The following is a 20672-nucleotide window of genomic DNA, read 5'->3' on the forward strand; positions in this document are numbered from 1 at the left end:
TCCGGCGGGGCACCGCCCCACACCACCCAGCCCCGCCGGCGCTTGAGGCGCACGGCCCGGGCCAGAACCCCGGCACCACCGACCCGCCGGAGCCGAACCGCAGAGCCCCGGCGGGAGCCGACCGGCCGGAGCCGGCAACCCCGGCGGGAGCCGACCGGCCGGAGCCGAACCGCAGAGCCCCGGCAGGAGCTAGGTGGTCAGGCGGGTCGGCTGGAGGCCCGTCAGGAGGAGGGTGAGGGCCTCGTCGAGGTGGGAGCCGAGGTACCAGTCGCCGGTGTGGTCGATGCCGTAGACGCGGCCCTCGCGGTCGAGCGCGAGGTGGGAGGCGCCGTCGGCCTCGACGCCCAGCGGGCAGAGCTGGGTGGAGAGGGCCCGGCCGAGGTCGGCGAAGGTGCGCGCGAGGTGGAGCCCGGTGAGCGGGTCGATCCGGACGGGCGTCGGGGCGATCTGGCGGCCGGGGCCGTGCGCGGCGACCGTCAGACCGCCGAACTCCGCCCAGGCCTCGACGGCGGCGGGGAAGACGGTGTGCCGGTGTCCGGCGGGCGTGGTGTGGTCCCGCAGGGCGTCGGCCCAGTACTCGGCCTGCTTGATGTCCCACCGGCCGGGTTCCCAGCCGGAGGTGCGCAGGGCGGAGTCCACGGCGACCGGGAACCGGGTGGCCGAGGAGCGGTCGTAGGAGGCGGAGGCGCTGGTCATGGCTACTCGGATGGGGTGAGGTCGACGGAGCGTACGCCGAAGTGGGCGAGGAGTGCTTCGCAGGAGCGGCAGGGGGCTGCGTAGCTGCCGTGGAGGGGGTCGCCGTCCTCGCGGATGCGGCGGGCGGTGATCTTCGCGTGTTTGAGGGAGCGGCGGGCCTCGGTCGGGGAGAGGGGTTTGCGGGAGGCGCGCCGGGAGCGGGCGCCCTCGACGGCGGTGAGGTGGCGGGAGAGCAGGATCGCCTCGGGGCACCGGCCGGTGAACCGTTCGCGCTGGCCGCTGGTGAGGGTGTCGAGGAAGTCCTGGACGAGCGGGTGGAGCACGGGCGGCTGATCGGCCTTGCCTGCGGTGCCGGTGAGGGTTTCGCCGCGTACGGAGAGGGCGGCGGCGACGGTGGGGAGGATGCCGTCCCGGCGGAAGCGCAGGACGGGCACGGCGGGGCGGCCGTCGGTGCTGCTCCAGCGCAGGCGGGGGTCGCCGGCGGGGCCGGCGGCTTCGCCGGCCGGTCCTGTGGAGCCGGGCGCGCCCGGTGCGCCCGGTGCGGTGTCGCCGGATTCTGTACGTGTTGCCGTGTGGTGCATGGTCGCGCTTTCCCTCCCGTGGCGGCGGTGGTGACCGCTGTCGCGCACGCCCCCGTGCCGCGGGGACAGCCTGTCAAACGTCACCTGTCATGCGGAAGCTGGGTCGAATATTCGTATCAATTCGGATGTTCCTGGCCCTCGGGCGGGTGCGCCGGTCGGGCGCGGGTAAGGCTCTTGCCCCAGCGCATAGGCTGTGGTGAACCAGCCAGATCCAGCAGGGGGCTACCGCCATGACGACAGGTCGGCTCGGGCAGCAGGCCGCGCCACCCAACGCCGCTTACTCGGGGCAGGTCGTGCATTTCCCGGACCCGGTCCGGGCCGCTCGGCATCCTCACGGGGTGCGGATGGACGGCAATGGGCATCCGGACTTCTCCGCCTACGCGCGTGCGGCGGTGGAGATCGCCGAACCGCCGGAGGGCTTCGGCGTGGACGAGCTGCGGCTCACGGACTACGTGTCCGCGAACGCGGCGATGAAGGCCGCCGGACACGAGCTGTGGGACACGGTCGGGCCGGTGGCGACCCCGCACGGCTGGACCTGGCACCACGTGGCGGGTTCGCGGCGCATGGAGCTGGTCCCGGTCGAGGTGAAGGCCCTGCTGCGGCATCATGCGGGCCTGGCGACGGCTCCGGTGGACCACGACAAGCGCGGGACGCGGCCGTTGCAGGAGGTGCGCCCGGCGCACATGGGGCTGCCCAAGTCGGTGGTGTCGGTCGCCGAGGAGCAGGTGCAGGGCGTCGAGGAGGACCTCGGCTACCGGCTGCCCGAGGCGTACCGCTCGTTCCTGAAGGCGGCGGGCGGCTGCGCGCCGGTGGGCGCGGGTCTGGACGTGGACCTCGGTCTGCTGGTGGACCAGCCGTTCTTCACGGTGCGAGAGGAGGCGGCGGTCAACGACCTCGTGTACGTCAACAAGTGCCTGCGGGACCACCTGACGAAGGACTACCTGTGCGTGGCCTTCGCCCAGGGCGGGCTGCTCGCGCTGAAGGTCAAGGGTGAGGGCATCGGCTCGGTGTGGTTCTCCCCGTACGACGATGCCCGCGACCGGGACGGCTGGTCGGTCCAGGAGCGCGTGGAGCGGTTGTTGCTGCCGTGCGGTGCCGATTTCGACGCCTTCCTCGAGAGGCTGGCCGGTAACCCGCCGGAGCTGGAGACGGTGGCCGGTCTGATGGTGGACGGCGGATTCGCACGTTCGGTTCCGGTGCCGGGTTCGGCACCGGTGGAGGGGTGAGCGCGCGATGGTGACGTTTGCGCAGGCGCAGGAGCGCGCCGAGGAGTGGATCAACGGGGACGTGCCCGCGTACCAGCACCGCGAGGTGCGCGTACGGGAGTTCGGGCTCGGGTTCGTGGTGTGGGCGGAGGACCGCGCGGCCGGTCCCGTGTCCGGTGGTGGGCGGCAGCGGCTGGTCATCGCGCGGGACAGCGGGGAGGTGACGCTGTGGCCGGGACTGCCGGTGGGTGAGGTGATCCGCCGGTACGAGGAGGAGTACGGGGCCGTGGCCGCGGCCGTTTCGGAGGCTTCGGTCCCGCAGCCGCGGATCGACTCGGAACAGACGTCGTTCATGCTCAGCCCGCCGGAGTGGCTGCAGGAGGCCGCGGACCGGGCGGGGATCGCGCCGAGGTCGGCGCCCGCGCCGGCTCCGGCCGGGCCCGCCGGCGTCGTGCCCGAGCCCGCGCCCGCTCCCGCGGCACCGGCACCCGTCGAGGCCGTGCCGCTGCGGCGCGGGGGCGAGATCCCGTACGAGCCCACGGCCAACGACGGGGTTCCGGCGACGGCCCCTGCCCCGGCTCCGGCCGCGCCCGTGGTGCCGATCGGTGCCACGCCCTGGGCGGGCACCGATGTGAACTCCGGTACGGACGACGCGTCCGTACCGCTGCCCGCGACCGTGTTCGCGCCGCCGCTGTCCGGGTCGGACCTGGAGGACGCGCCGTCGTCCGGGGTGGCTCCGGAGGCGAAGACCACGCTGATGCCGGGCGGCAGCCAGCTGCCGAGGACCGCTGTCGTGCCCGCGCTGGGTTCGCCGGGCGATGCGGCGGGCGGCTCGCAAGGCGGCTCGCAGGGCGGCTCGGCGGCGAGCGACATCGCGGACGCGCCGACCAGCAAGGCCCGGATCTCCCGGCCGTCGACGCCGCCGGGTCCGCCCGGTGCGCCTGCGGCTCCCGGCGGCGGGGCGCACCACGCCGCCACGATGCTGGCCGGCCCCGGTGTCCCGCAGCCTCCCGGTCCGCCCGGGGCTCCGGGCGCGGGTCAGCCGCCGGCGCCTCCCGGCCCTCCCGGTGCTCCGGGGTCGCTGGGCCGTGGGCTCGACCATGCCGCGACGATGCTGGCCGGTCCGGCCGTCACGGGTCAGCCGCCCGCGCCTCCCGGTCCGCCCGGTGCTCCGGGTGCGGGTGCGCCCCAGCCGCCCGGCCCGCCCGGTCCACCCGGTGCTCCGGGGTCGCTGGGCCGTGGGCTCGACCATGCCGCGACGATGCTGGCCGGTCCGGCCGTCACGGGTCAGCCGCCCGCGCCTCCCGGGGCTCCCGGGGCTCCCGGTGGCGGGGCTCATCACGCCGCCACGATGCTCGCGGGTCCCGGCGTACCGCAGCCTCCGGGTCCGCCCGGTGCGCCCGCGGCCCCCGGTGCGCCCGGCGCCCCCGGTGGCGGGCTCGACCATGCCGCGACGATGCTGGCCGGCCCCGCCATGGTGCAGCCGCCCGGGCCCCCCGGCCCGCCGCCCGGCGTGCCCGGTGGTCCCGGTCCCGGCGCGCAGCCCCCGGTCCCGACCGGTGCGCCCACCGTCGGCCCCGGCTACCAGGCCGTGCTCCGCTACCGCGCGCCCGACGGCTCCGAGCAGCAGCTCATCCGCCGCTCGGCGCCCGGCACCCCGCACCCGGAGTGGCAGATCCTCTACGAGCTGCGCGCCATGAACGTGCCACCGCAGCAGGTGCTGGAGCTGCACACCGAGCTGGAGTCCTGTGAGCTGCCCGGCGGTTACTGCGCCCGGATGATCCGGGAGACCTGGCCGCAGGTGCGGATCACGAGCGTGGCCCCGTACGGCAAGGACCACGCGGGCCGTCAGCAGGGCATGCGGCACCTGCTCACCCACCAGGGCGAGCTGCACCAGGTGGCGGACGGTCCGGCGCGCCCGGAGCCGGTACGGGCGCCGCTGCCGCAGGTCCCGCTGCAGCCGGCGATCCCGCTGGAGGCGATCGCGCAGGAGCTGACGGCCGCGTTCGGTCCGCAGGGCGTGTTCCGCTTCGACCAGCGGGCGGTGTCCCGTCAGGGCGTGCCGGAGATCGTGGCGCAGACGCTGATGTGGTCGGGTCTGCCGGTCGATTTCGGGCCGTTCTTCTGGGCGCAGGCGGTGCCGGGCCAGCCGGTGCCGACGCTCGCCGAGATGGCGCAGCAGCGGCAGGTCCAGCCGGCCTCGGACGCGGGCTCGTACCTCGTCGTCGGCAGCGACTTCGGCAAGGCCCTGTGCGTGCAGTACGGCACCGCACACATCGTGGCGGTGCCGGTGGAAGGTGGCCCGGGAGGTGCTCCCGTACCGCCGCAGTTCGTGAATTCGAGCCTGCCGCAGTTCGTACGCTCCCTGGCGATGCTGGGTCACATGTGGCGGTTGCGCCAGCATCTGACGCCGGAGCAGGCGGGGCGCTGGACCGTCGATTTCCAGGCGAATCTGGCGGGGCTCGACAGCGCTGCGCTGTCCTCGCCGGAGAGCTGGTGGTCGGTGCTGCTGGAGCAGATGTGGGACGGACTGCTCTGACCGGCTGATCGAGTGATCGTGTGATCGGCTGGATGGCCGGGTCGGGACCTTCGAACAGGGTCTCGGCCCGGCCATTCCGGCTTCTGGGATCAAATGGCGCATCCTTGAAGGGAATCCCCGCGAGAGAGGCGCATCCAGGATGAGTGCACCCTTTGGGACCGTGCGCGGTCGTGGCTACCGCATGGAAGAGGTCGACCGGTATCTCGCCCGGCTCTCCGGGAGCCGGGACGAGGCCTGGGAGCGGGTGGCGCGGCTGACGGTCCTGGCCAAGCAGATGGAGGCGGACGCGGCGCGGCTGCGGGCGGCGGTCTCCGCGCTGGCTCCGCAGACGTACGACGACCTGAGCGAGCGGGCCCGCCGGATCCTGCTGCTGGCGGAGGAAGAGGCGGACGCCGTACGGACGGACGCGCGGGTGGATGCCTCGGCGACGCTCGGCGCGGCCGAGGCGCGCGCCGACCGGGCGGCGGAGCTCGCGCGGGGCGACGCGGAGGCGGTGCGCGAGCAGACGGAGGTCCGGGCCCGGCAGGGGCTGCTACGGGCGCAGCGCGAGGCGGACGACGTGCGGTCGGGGGCGCGGGAGGACGCGGCGGCGTGGCGGGCGCAGGCGGCGGCCGCGCTGGCGGAGACGCGGCGGCGGGCGGAGGCGGAGCGGGCGGAGCGCGAGCAGGAACAGGCGGAGCGCCGGGAGGCGGCGGAGCGGGAGCTGGCGGAGCGGGAGGCGGACCTGGAGGCGCGCCACGCGGAGCTGGAGCGGTACGTCGAGGCCCGCCTGGCGGAGGCGCGGCGGGAGTTCGCCGAGGCGGAGGAGTCGGCGCGGCACGGGCAGGAGGACGCGGAGGCGCGGGCCGCCGAGCTGGTCGCGCAGGCGCGGGTGGCGGAGGAGCGGATCGGGCGCGAGACGCGGGGGATCCTGCGGGAGCACGGGGAGGCGGCGGAGGAGATGCGGGCGCACATGAACCGCGTCCGCTCCAGCCTGGCGGCGCTGACGGGCCGGGCTCCGGCGGAGGGCTAGGCGGTGGGGTGTCCGGTCCGGGGTGTCGGCCGGAGCCGAGAGTCCGGACCGTCCGTGCCCCCTAGTGCTGTGACCCGGTGAACCTTTCCGGTCACAGCACTAGCGGGTGCCCGACCTGAACAGGAGGTCCTCGATCGCGCCGAGGTCGCGGTTCCAGTACGTGACCCGGGCGTCGGCTGCGACGTTGAGTGAGCCGATCTCCTTGGACAGGGCGACGTCCAGCATCGCCGACTCCTTGTTGCTGTGGAGGGCGCGGTCCTGGTAGCCGATGGACACCGCCTCGACGGCGACCGTCCGCTGGCTCCCCCGGAAGAGGAACAGGCCCGCGTACGCCTTCTCCTTCGGCCCGATCGTGGCGACCGCCTGTGGAGCGGAACCCATCGGGTCGAGCGGGCCGTCGATGACGGCGCCGAAGCCGATGTACGGGTAGTGGTAGAGCGTGCAGGGCTTGTCGGTGAAGTTGGTGGCCGTGATGAGCAGGTGCTGCCCCGAGTCCTGGCGCCAGACCGATGTGGTGATCGACAGGTCGTTGTCGTTGCATGCCACCGTGCCGCCAGCACTGCCGCCGGCACTGGCGCTGGCACCGGGCTGCGCGGTGCCGACCGCGCTCGGCGTGCTCGGGGTGGTGGGGTTCTTGGTGTCCGCGATTCCTGGATTGCAGGCCGTGGACGAGAGGAGCGCTGCGAGGGCCGCGGCCCCGAGAGCGCAGGTTCTCCAACTGGTTCGGGCGGTACGCATGCCCGGTTCATTCCCCGGTGGAGTCGGCGCAGAGCCGGTTCTGACGGTCCGTTACCGACTCAGTACGTGAAGGTGACCGTTCCGCCGAGGAACTCCTCGATCAGGGGGGCGATCTGCGGGAGGTGGGTCTCCAGGGCGAAGTGGCCCGCGCCCTCGAAGACGTGCACCTCGGCTTCCGGGGCGTCGCGGAGGTAGGCCTTCGCGCCCGCCGGGGTGAAGAAGGGGTCGCCCGCACCCCACACGACCAGCACCGGGATCCGGGCGGCGCGCAGCCATGCCTGCCAGGCGGGGTAGTGGGCGAAGTTCGAGGCGTAGTCGAAGGCGAGGTCGGCCTGGGCGTCGGCGCGGCCCGGCAGGCCGAGGTGGTGCACGTCGAGGGTCCAGCTGTCGGGGGAGAGGAGGCCGGTGTCGGCGACGCCGGTCTCGTACTGGAAGCGGGTGCCCTCCAGGGTGAAGAGCCCCCGGACGCGCTCCTCGTTGCCGGGGACCTCCCGGCGGAGTCCGGCGAATTCGCGGGCCGCGTCCGAGAGGCCTTCCTCGTACGCGTTGCCGTTCTGGACGATCAGGCCGGTCACCCGCTCCGGCCGGCGCGCGGCGAGCCGCAGCCCGACCGGGGCGCCGAAGTCGAAGACGTACAGGGCGAAGCGGTCCAGCCCGAGGGCGTCGGTGAAGCCCTCCACGACGTCGGCGAGCCGGTCGAAGGTGTACGTGAATCCGGCCGGAGCCTCGGTGCGACCGAAGCCGGGGTAGTCGGGGGCGATCAGGCGGTACGGGGTGTCGCCGAGGGCGTCCATCAGGCGGGCGAACTGGTGCGAGGCCGTGGGGAAGCCGTGCAGGAGCAGCAGTACGGGGCCGTCGGCGGGGCCGCTCTCGCGGTAGGCGACGCGGACTCCGTCCACGTCGACGGTGCGGTGCCGGATGGTGGGAATGGTGCGGCGAGCGGTCATCACATGCCTCCTGCGTCCTTGTTGCCATTAGTCTTGCCGGTGATCGCTAATGGGTCAAGTGATTGCAGTAGCATTAGTCGAGTGACAGTGACCTTCCCGCTCACCGGTGAGCCCCTCGCGCTGGACCTCCTCAACACCGAGGCCGCGGTGGGAGACCTCGTCGCCGACCCCGCGGGACTCTCGGCCTGGCTGGCCGCGCAGGCCGGGCGGCTGACCCCCGTCGGCGTCGTGGGTGAGGGCGAGGTGGCCGCCGTACGGGCCGTACGGGAGGCCGCGCGCCCGGCGCTCGACGCCGTGCGGCGCGGTGAGCGGCCCCCGGCCCGGGCGCTCACCGCGCTGAACGACGCCTTGGCCGCGGCCCCCTCGCACCGCGTGCTGGCCTGGACCGAGGCGGGCGGGATCGCCGCCGGCGCGCACCGGCCCGCGGACCCGGCCCGGCGGCTCGCGGCGGAGCTGGCCGAGGCGGTCGCGGAGCTGCTGACGGACCCCCGGGTGGCGCAGGTGCGCGCGTGCGAGGCCCACGACTGCGTCCTGCTCTTCCTGCCGGCGCACCCCCGGCGCCGCTGGTGCGTGGCATCGGTCTGCGGCAACCGGGCCCGGGTGGCCCGGTACTACGCCCGCCACAAGGGGGACCAGGGGGACTAGGGGTCTAGGGGACTAGAGGGCCTCCTGGAACGGAGACCTGAGGAGCCGGTCCACGCCCGAGACGGTGATGAAGCACAGGAGGGCCAGCTCGCCCCGGTCCAGCCGGTGCGTCTCCCAGCCGCCGGTGCGGGTGCGCGCGAGCACCTCGTGCTCGCCGCCCGCTTCCCGGACGAGACGCAGGTGGAAGGGGCGTGCCGTGAACGACAGGGTCCGTCCGTCGTCGAGGCGGAAGCGGATGCCGCGGCCGCTCGGCCGCAGCGACCTGCCCGTGGCCCGCGCCGTGAACGGCACGCCGTCGAGGCGGCCGTGGACGCCGCGGCGCAGCCGCTTGCGGATGCCCTGCCACGGCGGCGCGGCGTCGTCGATCTCCAGGACGGTTTCCTCGCCCAGGAGGAACTGCCGGCGCTCCAGCGCCTCGGCCCTGGCGTCGGCGGTCAGTCGCGGGCCGGGTTCCCGGAACAGCGTGCAGGTGCCCCAGGAGGTGGGGATCTCGGCGTGCCGCTCGCGTGTGTGAGCGGGCTGGAGCCACATCCGCCAGGGTGCGCGCCAGGACGGCTTCAGGAGGGACGGCACGGGTCAGCCCGCCGGCTGCGGCTGGTGCCGGGCCGGGACGGGGGGCTTGGCGAGGGGCTCGTAGCGGTACGGGTCGCTGCGCAGGCCGCGCGCCGTGACGACCACCGTGAACGGGGTTGTCCCCGGGGCCGGGAGGGTGGCGGTCAGGGCGCCCGTCAGGGGGTCGGCCTGTGCCGGAACGGGGGTGTCGTCGACGGTGAGGAGGGCCGGCGGGCCGGCCGGGTCCGGGGTGAAACCGCCGCCCTCGACCGTCAGACGGCCGTCCTCCAGCGTGACGTGCGTGATCACCGGGTTGGCGCGGACGGCCATCTTGTTGATCAGGTACGCGCCCGCCGGAGCGCCCGTCAGGGCCCACATCTCGGCGGGCAGGCGCGGGAGTCCGCCGCCCACGTCCGCGAGGTAGAACAGCACCACGTACAGCATGGTGACCGCGCTGAGGGCGACGTACTGGAGGTCCACGAGGTCGGTGCGCCCGCTGTCGTTCGCGATCAGCTCCCGCAGCGGCCGCCGGCCCGACACCGTCGGTTTCGCGGCGGGCTTGGCCATGCTGCCGTGTTCCACGCGCAGGCCGACGACCGCCTTCGCGGCGATCAGCGCCACGTACGGGCCGCCGAGCAGCGGCAGGTACACCGTCGTCAGCGTGGACAGCGGGCCGTCGGCGCCCCGGAAGTACGCGATGCCACCGCCCGCGGTGAGTCCGTAGCCGAGGATCGCCAGCAGCAGCCAGACCAGGATCACCGTCCAGGCGAGGGCGAGCGCCGTCGAGGTGGAGAGGCGGCCGTCGCGGCCGGTGATGAAGCCCGGGCTGCGGCGGAGCCGCAGGCAGATCGGGCCGGCCAGCGCGGCCAGTAACGCGAGTGCGCAGAGTGCGGATGCCATGTCGTCGTCCCCCCGGAAACGGTCCTGGCACGAGGGTTACCCAATGGCCCGGCCATGACAAGGCGACTTTCCGCAGACGGTCTACTCCTCCGGCTGCTCGCGCAGTTCCGGCAGGACGGGGAACCGGCGTGGTGCCACCAGCAGCAGGACCAGCAGCGCGGCCACGGCGGCCGCCGTCGCGCCGAGGAAGATGTGCTCGACGGCGGTGGCCACGGCCTCGCGCAGGTGGCCGGCGGCGGCAGCGGGCAGCAGCTCCGGCCGGTCCAGTGCCTTCGCCACGTCGTCCAGGTGCTCCGGCAGGCCGGGTACGGGGGCGTCCGCCAGGCGGGAGGCGATGGTGGCGTTGGCGACGGCGGCCAGCAGGGCGGCGCCCACGCTCTGGCCGACCTGCCGGCAGAACAGCACCGAGGCCGTAGTCGTCCCGCGCTCGGCCCAGCCCACGGTGGACTGGACCCCGACGATCAGCGGGAGCTGGAAGAGGCCGAGGGCGCCGCCCAGCAGCAGCATGATCAGTGCGGGCTGCCAGGGCCGGGCGGGGTAGGGCAGCAGGGTGAAGGAGAACAGGATCACCGCGGCGAGCGCGATCCCGACTGCCGCGGTGTTGCGGAAGCCGATGCGCCGGTAGACGTGCTGGCTGAGAGCGGCGGAGACGGGCCAGCTCAGGGTCATCACCGACATGACCAGGCCGGCGCCGACGGGGCCGAGGCCCAGCACGGACTGCGCGTAGGTCGGCATGAACACCATGGGGGCGACCATCAGCAGGCCGAGTGCCCCCATGGCCAGGTTGACGGCGGCGATGGTGCGCCGGCGCCACACCCAGCCGGGCAGGATCGGTTCCCCGGCCCGGCGTTCCACCCGGACCACGACGACGGCCAGCAGCGCGCTCGCGCCCAGCAGCCCGAGCGAGGGCGCGGACAGCCAGGGCCAGGCGACCCCGCCCTGGACGAGCGCGAAGAGCAGCAGTGCGCCGCAGGCGAAGACGGCGAGCGCCCCCGCCCAGTCGACCGGTCCCCGGCGCCCGGGCGACCGGACGGGCTCGGTCAGGTGACGGGCGATCATCCACAGGGCGAGCCCGGCCAGCGGCAGGTTGATCAGGAAGATCCAGCGCCAGTGCGCGTACGAGGCGAGCAGCCCGCCGAGCGCCGGGCCGGCCACGGCCGAGGTGGCCCAGACGCTGGACATCCGGGCCTGGATCCGCGGCCGGTCCCTGAGCGGGTAGAGGTCGGCGGCCAGGGTCTGGATCGTGCCCTGGAGGGCTCCGCCGCCCAGGCCCTGGACGATGCGGAAGGCGATGAGGGCGGCCATGTTCCAGGCGGACGCGCACAGCAGCGAACCGACGAGGAAGAGGGCGATGCCGAAGAGCAGGACGGGCTTGCGGCCGAAGGTGTCGGACAGCTTCCCGTAGACGGGCAGGGTGACGGTCACCGCGAGCAGGTAGCCGGAGAAGAGCCAGGAGAAGACGGAGAATCCGCCGAGTTCGCCCACGATCTGCGGGACGGCGGTGGCCACGATGGTGCTGTCCAGGGCGACGAGGGCCATGCCGAGCATCAGGGAGGCGACCACCGGGGCCGGCGGTCGTGCGGCCGGCTTGGCCGCGGGCGGGCCGCCGGTCGCGTTCTTGGCCGGAACCCCGGCCCCGGTGGTGTCGGCAGCGGGCCCCGAGGGTACGCCGTCCGGGCTCGCGCCGGTGCTCTCCGCCGATGCCACCGAGATTCCTTCCCCCTGCACGTAACTGCGGGGAACACCATCTCACCGCCGCGCGGCGGGCGGTATCCCCCAGGGTTCGTACGCCGAAGGGTGCAGATCCCCTAGGGGTCCCTCCGCACAACGGGCCAGGGGTCGTTCCTCCCGGCGGAGGAGGTGAGCGGCCCCGGCGTCTCCTTAACTGGAACCTACGCACCACAGGCCGGGGGGTGGGGTTAACCCCCGGGCGGATACGGCGATGGGCACCAGCGCGCCGCGCCTCCGCCCGGCGGAGACTTCATGACGGCGACGAGCGCACAGCCGCACACATGCGCAGGTGCACGCACGCACACGCACACGCACGCATTCGAAGAGGGAGAAAGACCGTGACAACGGCTATGACCGAAACCAGGCACGGGGGTACTGGAGGGCATGCAGCCGTCGCGGCCCGGGCACGAAAGGTCGTCAAGGCCTACGGCTCCGGGGAGACGCGTGTCGTCGCCCTCGACGACGTCGACGTGGACATCATGAGCGGCCAGTTCACCGCGATCATGGGCCCTTCCGGCTCCGGCAAGTCCACGCTGATGCACTGCCTCGCCGGTCTCGACACGGTGACCAGCGGCCAGATCCACCTGGACGACACCGAGATCACCGGGCTGAAGGACAAGAAGCTCACGCAGCTGCGCCGTGACCGGATCGGCTTCATCTTCCAGGCCTTCAACCTGCTGCCCACGCTCAACGCCCTGGAGAACATCACGCTCCCCATGGACATCGCGGGCCGCAAGCCCGACGCGGAGTGGCTGAACCGGGTCGTGGAGACGGTGGGCCTCGCCGGCCGGCTCAAGCACCGCCCGACCGAGCTCTCCGGCGGTCAGCAGCAGCGCGTGGCGGTCGCCCGCGCCCTCGCCGCCCGCCCGCAGATCATCTTCGGCGACGAGCCGACCGGAAACCTGGACTCCAGGGCGGGCGCCGAGGTCCTCGGCTTCCTGCGCCGCTCGGTGGACGAGCTCGGCCAGACGATTGTCATGGTCACGCACGACCCGGTGGCGGCCTCCTACGCGGACCGCGTCATCTTCCTGGCCGACGGCAAGATCGTCGACGAGATGTACGGTCCCACCGCCGACCAGGTCCTGGACCGCATGAAGGACTTCGACGCGCGCGGGCGGACCTCATGAGCAACACCGTCCTGAAGACCTCGCGGCGCAACTTCGTCGCCCACAAGGGACGGATGGCGCTCTCCGCCGTCGCGGTCATGCTCTCCGTCGCCTTCGTCTGCGGCACCCTGGTGTTCACCGACACCATGAACACCACCTTCGACAAGCTGTTCGCCGTCACCAACTCCGATGTGACCGTCACCCCGAAGGAGGCCGAGGAGGGGGAGGAGAACCCGCAGCGCGGCCGCCCCGAGATCCTGGCGGGCTCGGCCGTCGAGCAGGTGCGCAAGGCCGAGGGCGTCAAGAGCGCCGAGGGCGGCGTCGTGTCGATGTCCGTCACGGTCGTCAACACCAAGAACGAGAACCTGGGCTCGACCACCGGCGCCCCGACCATCGCGGGCAGCTGGAACGACAACGAGCTCAAGTCCATGAAGATCACCTCGGGCAACGCTCCGCGCGGCCCGACCGAGATGATGGTCGACGCCGACACCGTCGAGAAGCACCACCTGAAGCTCGGTGACGAACTGCGCACGATCACCGTCACCGGCGACATCCGCGCCAGGATCACCGGTATCGCCACCTTCACCGTGACCAACCCGGGCGCGGCCGTCGTCTACTTCGACACGGCCACCGCGCAGCAGGCGCTGCTCGGCTCCCCCGGCTCCTTCACGCACGTCAACGTCACCGCCAAGGACGGGGTGAGCGACGAGCAGCTCAAGCGGAACGTCGCGGCCGCCGTCGGCGCGGACACGTACAAGCTGCAGACCGCCAAGGAGGCCGCGGACGCCAACCGCAAGGACGTCGGCTCCTTCCTCGACGTCATGAAGTACGTGATGCTCGGCTTCGCCGGGATCGCCTTCCTCGTCGGCATCTTCCTGATCTTCAACACCTTCTCGATGCTGGTGGCCCAGCGCACCCGCGAGATCGGCCTGATGCGCGCCATCGGCGCCGACAGCGGACAGATCCTCAAGTCCGTGGTCGTCGAGGCCTTCCTGCTCGGCGTCGTCGGCTCGCTCCTGGGTATCGGCGCCGGCATCGGCCTCGCCATCGGCCTGATGGAGCTCATGGGCTCCATGGGCATGCACCTGTCCACCGACGACCTGACGATCGCCTGGACCACCCCGGTCATCGGCATCGTCCTCGGCGTCATCGTGACCGTCGTCTCCGCCTTCGTCCCGGCCCGCCGGGCCGGCAAGGTCTCCCCGATGGCCGCGCTGCGCGAGTCCGGCACCCCGGGCGACAAGAAGGCCGGCGTCGTCCGCGCCGTCCTCGGCCTGGTCCTCACCGGCATCGGTGGCGCGGGGCTCTACCTCGCCACGGCCGCCGAGGAGGCCGGACCCGGATCCCTCTGGCTGGGCCTGGGCGTCGTCTTCACCCTCAAGGGCTTCATCGTGATCGGCCCGCTGCTCGCCGAGGGCGTGGTGCGGGTGCTCTCCGGCGTGGTGCTGCGCCCCTTCGGGCCCGTGGGCCGGCTCGCCGAGCGCAACGCCCTGCGCAACCCGCGCCGCACCGGTGCCACCGCCGCCGCGCTGATGATCGGCCTCGCGCTGGTCGCCTGCCTGTCGGTGGTCGGCTCCTCGATGGTGGCCTCCGCGACCGAGGAGCTCGACAAGTCGGTCGGCGCGGACTACATCGTCAACTCCGAGACCGGCCAGCCCGTGCTGCCGCAGGCCGAGCAGGCCCTGCGCGCCACCAAGGGTCTCGACCACGTCACCGCCTACCGCGAGGTGGCGGCCAAGCTGACCGCCCCCGACGGCACCACCGTGGATGAGGGATTCGGCGCCACCGACCCGACGTACGCCAAGGACATCCGGCGCAAGATGGTCGCCGGCGAGCACGCCGCGGCGTACGGGGCGAACGCGATGTCGGTCGGCTCCGAGTACGCCACCAAGTACGGCGTCAAGGTCGGCGACGAGCTGACGGTCGCCTTCACCGGCGGCAGCACGGTCAAGCTGAAGGTCGCCGCGATCACCAGCGACGAGGGCAATCTCGACAAGGGCATGAAGTACATCAGCACCGAGACGGCCCGGGCGAACGTTCCGGCCGACAAGCTGCCGCTCCCCTTCATGCTGCTGGCCAGTGCGCAGGACGGTAAGTCCGACGCCACCGCGTACGAGTCGGTCAAGGCGGCGATGGCCGAGTACCCGCAGTACAAGGTGCGCAACCAGACCGACTACAAGCAGGCCCTGAAGGACCAGGTCGGCCAGCTGCTGAACATGGTCTACGGGCTCCTCGGCCTCGCGATCATCGTCGCGGTCCTGGGCGTCGTGAACACCCTGGCCCTCTCGGTGGTCGAGCGGACCCGGGAGATCGGCCTGATGCGCGCCATCGGCCTCTCCCGCCGCCAGCTGCGCCGCATGATCCGCCTGGAGTCGGTGGTCATCGCCCTCTTCGGCGCCCTGCTCGGCCTCGGGCTCGGCATGGGCTGGGGGATCGGCGCGCAGCAGCTGCTGGCGCTCCAGGGCCTGAAGGTGCTGGAGATCCCGTGGCCGACGATCCTCGGGGTGTTCGCCGCCTCGGCCTTCGTAGGCCTGTTCGCCGCACTGGTCCCGGCCTTCCGGGCAGGGCGGATGAACGTACTGAACGCGATCGCGAGCGAGTAACCGGCCCGCGTTCGTTCGGGGGAATGCCGGTCCGGGACCTCAGGGTTCCGGACCGGCGTCGTTTGCAGGCCGGCTCTCCCGTCACTGCCGCTGCATCAGGACGATGCCGGCGGCCTCGCCCACCAGGGTGAACCGCTCGTCGGGGTGGAGCTGGCGGGCGTAGCCGGTCGGGTCCTCGCCGGCCCACTTGGAGGAGTTGTCGATGGTGATCCAGTCGGGGACCACGCCCTTGCTGCCGCCGATCCACAGCACGCGGCAGCGGGAGGTCAGCCGGGTCAGCGGGGTGGTGTCGGCCTCCACGGTCGCCCCGTCGGGGATCCGGTCCAGGAGCCGCTCGATCGCGGTGACCCGCTCGGGCTTCTCGTACGTACGGGCCTCCGCGAGCTTGGCCGTCGGCATGGCGGTCGCGCTCAGGGCGAGGGCGGCGGCCAGGACGGCGGTCGGCAGCTGCAGGGCGTACGAGCGCAGCCAGGGCCGGTCGCCCCGCCGGACGGTGTCGATGGCGTCGACCAGGGCGAGGGCCACGACGGGCATCAGGACGGCGCTGTAGTGCCAGTCGGTGGACCAGTAGTGGTCGTCCCCGGACAGGAACCGCCAGCCGAGGGTGGGCGCGGCCACCAGGAGCAGCGGCGAGCGCAGCGCGAGCAGCCCGGAGGTGGGGATCAGCACCCACGCCAGGGTGGTGAGCTTGGTGCCGATGCCGCCGAGCGGACCCGCCCCGTCGATCTTGTCCCAGTAGCCGTATCCCGCCGTGGCGAAGGCCGGTATGAGGACGGTGAACACCAGGACGGCGAAGACGCAGGCCGCGGCGGCGACGCCGAGCGCGGTCACGGCGATCCGCCGGTTGCCGTCGCGGGCCCGCCAGGCCACCACCACGGCCAGCGCGGCGAGCGTGAAGCCGAGGTCCTCCTTGACGAGGACCAGCGGCAGCCCCCACAGCAGGGCGGCCCGCCAGCGCCGGGCGAGCACCGCCTCCAGGGCGAAGGCCAGCAGGGGCACGGCGAAGGCGATCTCGTGGAAGTCGAACTCGACGGCCCGCTGGATGCCCCAGGAGAGCCCGTACGCGATGCCGACGGCGAGCCCGCGGGCCCGGCCGAGGAACCGTACGGCCGCCCGGGTGACGGGCACGGCGGACAGCGCGAACAGCGCCGACTGCACGACCAGCAGGGTGACGGGCCCGGGGAAGACCCGGTAGACGGGGGCGACGAGCGCGATGATCGGGCTGAAGTGGTCCCCGAGGATGTTGGCCCCCGGCCCCTTCAGGTCGGCGACGGGCTCCTGGAGGTGCGCGTACGCGCGGATCGCCTGCTCGAAGATCCCCAGGTCCCAGGAGGCCCAGTCCATCCGCCGGAACCGCCCGACGGACAGGATGAGGTAGACGACGAACAGCCCGGCGGCCACCAGCCAGGGCGGCGCCCAGGCGTACCGGTCCGGCTTCGCGGATGCCGGTACCACCGGCGCCGGGCGGGCTATCGCATCGCTCGTCACGGACTCGTGCTCCTCCGGAGGCAGTGTCTCCCCGGCGGAAGACGACACGGCGAGCTCGGACAGTCAGAACAGGAACATCGTAAAGCGGCGCGAGGGGCGTCGTCGTAGGGTGGGAACCCCCGGCCCGTGCGACGTGTCGGGCCCTTCGCGTTGCCCTCGCACCCGCACCGCACGATCGCATCGCACCCGCACTGCACCACCGCACCGCACCGCACCGCACACCTTCAGACCTTCACCGGACGGAAAGCCTCTTTCATGAGCCTGCACGGACTGCTCGACGCCGTCACCCGTGATGCCGCCCTCGCCGAGGCGGTCACCGCGGCCGGGGACGGCAAGCGCATGCACGTGGACCTGGTCGGCCCCTCCGCCGCGCGGCCCTTCGCGATCGCCGCACTGGCCCGGCAGACCGGGCGGACCGTGCTGGCGGTCACCGCCACCGGGCGCGAGGCCGAGGACCTGGCCGCCGCGCTGCGCTCCTTGCTGCCGCCCGACGAGGTGGTGGACTACCCGTCCTGGGAGACGCTCCCGCACGAGCGCCTCAGCCCCCGCAGCGACACCATGGGCCGCCGGCTCGCCGTCCTGCGCCGGCTGGTGCACCCGAGCAAGGACGACCCGGCGGCAGGCCCGGTGAGCGTGCTCGTGGCGCCCATCCGGTCCGTGCTCCAGCCGCAGGTCAAGGGGCTCGGGGAGCTGGTCCCGGTCAGCCTGCGGCAAGGTGGCGGCGCCGACCTCGGCGAGATCACCGAAGCACTGGCCGCCGCGGCGTACACGCGGGTCGAGCTCGTCGAGAAGCGCGGGGAGTTCGCCGTGCGCGGCGGCATCCTCGACGTGTTCCCGCCCACCGAGGAACACCCGCTGCGCATCGAGTTCTGGGGCGACGAGGTCGAGGAGATCCGCTACTTCAAGGTCGCCGACCAGCGCTCCCTGGAGATCGCCGAACACGGACTGTGGGCCCCGCCCTGCCGCGAGCTTCTGCTGACCGACGCGGTACGGGAGCGGGCCGCGGCCCTCGCCGAGGCCCACCCCGAGCTCGGCGAACTGCTGCACAAGATCGCCGAGGGGATCGCCGTGGAGGGCATGGAGTCCCTCGCCCCGGTCCTCGTCGACGAGATGGAACTGCTGATCGACGTGCTGCCCGCAGGGTCGATGGCCGTGGTCTGCGACCCGGAGCGGGTCCGGACCCGGGCCGCCGACCTCGTGGCGACGAGCCAGGAGTTCCTGATGGCCTCCTGGGCGGCCACCGCGGGCGGCGGCGAGGCCCCCATCGACGTCGGCGCGGCCTCCCTGCGCGGGATCGCCGACGTCCGCGACCGGGCCCGCGAGCTGGACATGATGTGGTGGTCGGTGTCCCCCTTCGCCGCCGACGAGACCGCGGGCGGCAGCGACACCCTCAAGCTCGGCATGCACGCCCCGGAGGCGTACCGCGGCGACACCGCCCGGGCGCTGGCCGACACCAAGGGCTGGATCGCCGACGGCTGGCACACCGTCTACCTCACCGAGGGCCACGGCCCGGCCGCCCGTACCGTCGAGGTGCTCGGCGGCGAGGGCATCGCGGCCCGGCTGGAGCCGGAACTGCGCGCCCTGGAAGCGAGTCTGGTCCACGTCGCCTGCGGCTCGATCGACAACGGCTTCGTCGACCCGGTGCTGCGCCTGGCGGTCCTCACCGAGACCGACCTGACCGGCCAGCGCACCGCCACCAAGGACCTCGGCCGGATGCCGACCCGGCGCCGCAAGACCATCGACCCGCTGACCCTGGAGGCCGGCGACTACATCGTCCACGAGCAGCACGGCGTGGGCCGCTACGTCGAGATGGTCCAGCGCACGGTGCAGGGCGCCACCCGCGAGTACCTGCTGGTGGAGTACGCGCCGGCCAAGCGCGGGCAGCCCGGCGACCGCCTCTACATCCCCACCGACCAGCTGGAGCAGGTCACCAAGTACGTCGGCGGCGAGGCCCCGACCCTGCACCGGCTCGGCGGCGCCGACTGGACCAAGACCAAGGCGCGCGCGAAGAAGGCGGTCAAGGAGATCGCCGCCGACCTCATCAAGCTCTACAGCGCGCGCATGGCGGCCCCCGGCCACACCTTCGGGCCGGACACCCCCTGGCAGCGCGAGCTGGAGGACGCCTTCCCGTACGCGGAGACGCCCGACCAGCTCACCACCATCGCCGAGGTCAAGGAGGACATGGAGAAGTCGGTCCCGATGGACCGGCTGATCTGCGGCGACGTCGGATACGGCAAAACCGAGATCGCCGTGCGCGCCGCGTTCAAGGCGGTCCAGGACGGCAAGCAGGTCGCCGTCCTCGTACCGACGACGCTCCTCGTGCAGCAGCACTTCGGCACCTTCTCCGAGCGCTACAGCCAGTTCCCCGTCAAGGTGAAGGCGCTCTCGCGCTTCCAGAGCGAGAGCGAGTCCAAGACCACCCTGGAGGGCCTCCAGGAGGGCTCGGTGGACGTGGTCATCGGCACCCACCGCCTGTTCTCGCAGGAGACCCGGTTCAAGGACCTCGGCCTGGTCATCGTCGACGAGGAGCAGCGCTTCGGCGTGGAGCACAAGGAGCAGCTGAAGAAGCTCCGCGCCAACGTGGACGTGCTCACCATGTCCGCGACCCCGATCCCGCGCACCCTGGAGATGGCGGTGACCGGCATCCGCGAGATGTCGACGATCACCACTCCGCCGGAGGAGCGGCACCCGGTCCTGACCTTCGTCGGCCCGTACGAGGAGAAGCAGATCGGCGCGGCCATCCGCCGCGAGCTGCTGCGCGAGGGCCAGTGCTTCTACATCCACAACCGGGTCGAGTCCATCGACCGGGCGGCCGCCAAGCTGCGCGAGATCGTGCCCGAGGCGCGGATCGCGACGGCCCACGGCCAGATGTCGGAGCAGGCCCTGGAGCAGGTCGTCGTCGACTTCTGGGAGAAGAAGTTCGACGTGCTCGTCTCGACCACGATCGTCGAGTCGGGCATCGACATCTCCAACGCCAACACCCTGATCGTGGAGCGCGGCGACAACTTCGGCCTGAGCCAGCTGCACCAGCTGCGCGGACGCGTGGGGCGCGGTCGCGAGCGCGGGTACGCGTACTTCCTGTACCCGCCGGAGAAGCCGCTGACCGAGACCGCGCACGAGCGGCTCGCGACGATCGCCCAGCACACCGAGATGGGCGCCGGCATGTACGTGGCGATGAAGGACCTGGAGATCCGCGGCGCGGGCAATCTGCTCGGCGGCGAGCAGTCCGGTCACATCGCGGGCGTCGGCTTCGACCTCTACATCCGGATGGTCGGCGAGGCCGTGGCCGACTACCGGGCGGCGGTCGAGGGCCAGGTGGAGGAGGAGCCGCCGCTGGAGGTCAAGATCGAGCTGCCGGTCGACGCGCACGTCCCGCACGACTACGCGCCGGGCGAGCGGCTGCGTCTGCAGGCGTACCGGTCCATCGCCTCCGCCAACTCCGAGGCGGACATCAAGGCCGTACGGGAGGAGCTCACCGACCGCTACGGCAAGCTGCCGGAGCCGGTGGAGAACCTGCTGCTGGTGGCCGGGCTGCGGATGCTGGCCCGGGCCTGCGGGGTCGGGGACATCACCCTCCAGGCCAACAACGTCCGGTTCGGGCCGGTGGAGCTGCGCGAGTCTCAGGAGCTTCGGCTCAAGCGGCTGTACCCGGGGACGGTGCTCAAGCCCGCCACCTCGCAGGTGCTGGTCCCGCGCCCGAAGGCGGGCAAGATCGGCGGGAAGCCGGTGGTCGGGCGGGAACTGCTGGCCTGGACGGGGGAGTTCCTCACCACCATTCTCGGCTCGTAGGAGCCGTAGCGGCTGTGGTGACGACGTGAACGGCCGTGGGGGGGGGCCCCCCCCCCCCCCCCCCCCCCCCCCGGCCCCCCCCCCCCCCCCCCCCCCCCCCCCCGCGGCGCCCACCCCCCCCCCCCCCCCCCCCCCCCCCC

At 73.0% G+C, this 20672-nt stretch carries 15 protein-coding genes; 7 read left to right on the plus strand and 8 right to left on the minus strand.

Annotated elements, in window-relative coordinates; translation table 11 throughout:
- Positions 1-189: 189 nt before the first annotated feature.
- Together ACFY0D_RS34465 and ACFY0D_RS34470 are read right to left on the minus strand one after the other, a co-directional pair.
- Complete coding sequence (locus ACFY0D_RS34465) at positions 190-696, minus strand: SUKH-3 domain-containing protein (protein WP_390801857.1); 507 nt, start codon at positions 694-696, stop codon at positions 190-192.
- Between the two features lie 2 nt (positions 697-698).
- Positions 699-1277 (minus strand): YwqJ-related putative deaminase, encoded by a 579-nt coding sequence (locus ACFY0D_RS34470; protein ID WP_390801858.1) that lies wholly within the window; start codon positions 1275-1277, stop codon positions 699-701.
- 230 nt (positions 1278-1507) lie between these two features.
- On the opposite strand from ACFY0D_RS34470, the gene ACFY0D_RS34475 reads away from it, so the two are divergent.
- The 3 genes from ACFY0D_RS34475 (at position 1508) to ACFY0D_RS34485 (ending at position 6033) form a co-directional block, all read left to right on the plus strand.
- Positions 1508-2503: an SMI1/KNR4 family protein gene (locus tag ACFY0D_RS34475; RefSeq protein WP_390801859.1), complete on the plus strand. Its 996-nt coding sequence runs from the start codon at positions 1508-1510 to the stop codon at positions 2501-2503.
- A 7-nt stretch (positions 2504-2510) separates the two neighbouring features.
- Positions 2511-5021 carry an SUKH-4 family immunity protein gene (locus ACFY0D_RS34480; RefSeq protein ID WP_390801860.1) on the plus strand — a complete coding sequence of 837 codons (2511 nt, stop codon included), beginning with the start codon at positions 2511-2513 and terminating at the stop codon, positions 5019-5021.
- A gap of 139 nt (positions 5022-5160) precedes the next feature.
- Positions 5161-6033: a cellulose-binding protein gene (locus ACFY0D_RS34485; RefSeq protein ID WP_390801861.1), complete on the plus strand. Its 873-nt coding sequence runs from the start codon at positions 5161-5163 to the stop codon at positions 6031-6033.
- Positions 6034-6132: 99 nt separating this feature from the next.
- Here ACFY0D_RS34485 and ACFY0D_RS34490 read toward each other — a convergent pair whose 3' ends face one another.
- Both ACFY0D_RS34490 and ACFY0D_RS34495 read right to left on the minus strand, forming a co-directional pair.
- Positions 6133-6771: a DUF4232 domain-containing protein gene (locus ACFY0D_RS34490; RefSeq protein ID WP_390801862.1), complete on the minus strand. Its 639-nt coding sequence runs from the start codon at positions 6769-6771 to the stop codon at positions 6133-6135.
- 59 nt (positions 6772-6830) lie between these two features.
- Positions 6831-7718, minus strand: coding sequence for an alpha/beta fold hydrolase (locus ACFY0D_RS34495; RefSeq protein ID WP_390801863.1), 888 nt, complete (start codon positions 7716-7718; stop codon positions 6831-6833).
- A gap of 81 nt (positions 7719-7799) precedes the next feature.
- Here ACFY0D_RS34495 and ACFY0D_RS34500 point away from each other — a divergent pair, with 81 nt between their 5' ends.
- Entirely contained in the window at positions 7800-8363 is a 564-nt protein-coding gene (locus ACFY0D_RS34500; RefSeq protein WP_390801864.1) for a CGNR zinc finger domain-containing protein, read from the plus strand.
- Between the two features lie 12 nt (positions 8364-8375).
- Here ACFY0D_RS34500 and ACFY0D_RS34505 read toward each other — a convergent pair whose 3' ends face one another.
- The 3 genes from ACFY0D_RS34505 to ACFY0D_RS34515 all read right to left on the minus strand — a co-directional run bounded on the left by ACFY0D_RS34505 (position 8376) and on the right by ACFY0D_RS34515 (position 11363).
- Positions 8376-8936, minus strand: coding sequence for a hypothetical protein (locus ACFY0D_RS34505; RefSeq protein WP_390801865.1), 561 nt, complete (start codon positions 8934-8936; stop codon positions 8376-8378).
- 3 nt (positions 8937-8939) lie between these two features.
- A complete protein-coding gene (locus ACFY0D_RS34510; RefSeq protein ID WP_390801866.1) occupies positions 8940-9815 on the minus strand; it encodes a hypothetical protein in 876 nt (291 codons plus the stop codon).
- Positions 9816-9896: 81 nt separating this feature from the next.
- Positions 9897-11363, minus strand: a complete 1467-nt coding sequence (locus ACFY0D_RS34515) for an MFS transporter (protein ID WP_390801924.1) — start codon at positions 11361-11363, stop codon at positions 9897-9899.
- Positions 11364-11896: 533 nt separating this feature from the next.
- On the opposite strand from ACFY0D_RS34515, the gene ACFY0D_RS34520 reads away from it, so the two are divergent.
- Both ACFY0D_RS34520 and ACFY0D_RS34525 read left to right on the plus strand, forming a co-directional pair.
- Positions 11897-12673 (plus strand): ABC transporter ATP-binding protein, encoded by a 777-nt coding sequence (locus ACFY0D_RS34520; protein ID WP_382549434.1) that lies wholly within the window; start codon positions 11897-11899, stop codon positions 12671-12673.
- Positions 12670-15255, plus strand: a complete 2586-nt coding sequence (locus ACFY0D_RS34525; RefSeq protein WP_390801867.1) for an ABC transporter permease — start codon at positions 12670-12672, stop codon at positions 15253-15255. Before ACFY0D_RS34520 ends, ACFY0D_RS34525 begins: the two co-directional genes overlap by 4 nt.
- 81 nt (positions 15256-15336) lie before the next feature.
- On the opposite strand, the gene ACFY0D_RS34530 is transcribed toward ACFY0D_RS34525, so the two are convergent.
- Positions 15337-16743 carry a DUF2079 domain-containing protein gene (locus ACFY0D_RS34530; protein WP_390801868.1) on the minus strand — a complete coding sequence of 469 codons (1407 nt, stop codon included), beginning with the start codon at positions 16741-16743 and terminating at the stop codon, positions 15337-15339.
- Between the two features lie 255 nt (positions 16744-16998).
- Here ACFY0D_RS34530 and mfd point away from each other — a divergent pair, with 255 nt between their 5' ends.
- On the plus strand, positions 16999-20532 hold the full coding sequence (mfd, locus tag ACFY0D_RS34535; RefSeq protein WP_390801869.1) for a transcription-repair coupling factor: 3534 nt from the start codon (positions 16999-17001) through the stop codon (positions 20530-20532).
- Positions 20533-20672: the final 140 nt, after the last annotated feature.

The organism is Streptomyces sp. NPDC001502 (assembly GCF_042894785.1).
Lineage (GTDB): Bacteria > Actinomycetota > Actinomycetes > Streptomycetales > Streptomycetaceae > Streptomyces > Streptomyces kutzneri.

What these genes read in the sequence shown, in the direction of transcription:
- ACFY0D_RS34465 (WP_390801857.1), bottom strand. Translation starts at nt 696, where the DNA reads ATGACCAGCGCCTCCGCCTCCTACGACCGCTCCTCGGCCACCCGGTTC.
- ACFY0D_RS34470 (WP_390801858.1), bottom strand. Translation starts at nt 1,277, where the DNA reads ATGCACCACACGGCAACACGTACAGAATCCGGCGACACCGCACCGGGC.
- ACFY0D_RS34475 (WP_390801859.1), top strand. Translation starts at nt 1,508, where the DNA reads ATGACGACAGGTCGGCTCGGGCAGCAGGCCGCGCCACCCAACGCCGCT.
- ACFY0D_RS34480 (WP_390801860.1), top strand. Translation starts at nt 2,511, where the DNA reads ATGGTGACGTTTGCGCAGGCGCAGGAGCGCGCCGAGGAGTGGATCAAC.
- ACFY0D_RS34485 (WP_390801861.1), top strand. Translation starts at nt 5,161, where the DNA reads ATGAGTGCACCCTTTGGGACCGTGCGCGGTCGTGGCTACCGCATGGAA.
- ACFY0D_RS34490 (WP_390801862.1), bottom strand. Translation starts at nt 6,771, where the DNA reads ATGCGTACCGCCCGAACCAGTTGGAGAACCTGCGCTCTCGGGGCCGCG.
- ACFY0D_RS34495 (WP_390801863.1), bottom strand. Translation starts at nt 7,718, where the DNA reads ATGACCGCTCGCCGCACCATTCCCACCATCCGGCACCGCACCGTCGAC.
- ACFY0D_RS34510 (WP_390801866.1), bottom strand. Translation starts at nt 9,815, where the DNA reads ATGGCATCCGCACTCTGCGCACTCGCGTTACTGGCCGCGCTGGCCGGC.
- ACFY0D_RS34515 (WP_390801924.1), bottom strand. Translation starts at nt 11,363, where the DNA reads ATGCTCGGCATGGCCCTCGTCGCCCTGGACAGCACCATCGTGGCCACC.
- ACFY0D_RS34520 (WP_382549434.1), top strand. Translation starts at nt 11,897, where the DNA reads ATGACCGAAACCAGGCACGGGGGTACTGGAGGGCATGCAGCCGTCGCG.
- ACFY0D_RS34525 (WP_390801867.1), top strand. Translation starts at nt 12,670, where the DNA reads ATGAGCAACACCGTCCTGAAGACCTCGCGGCGCAACTTCGTCGCCCAC.
- mfd (WP_390801869.1), top strand. Translation starts at nt 16,999, where the DNA reads ATGAGCCTGCACGGACTGCTCGACGCCGTCACCCGTGATGCCGCCCTC.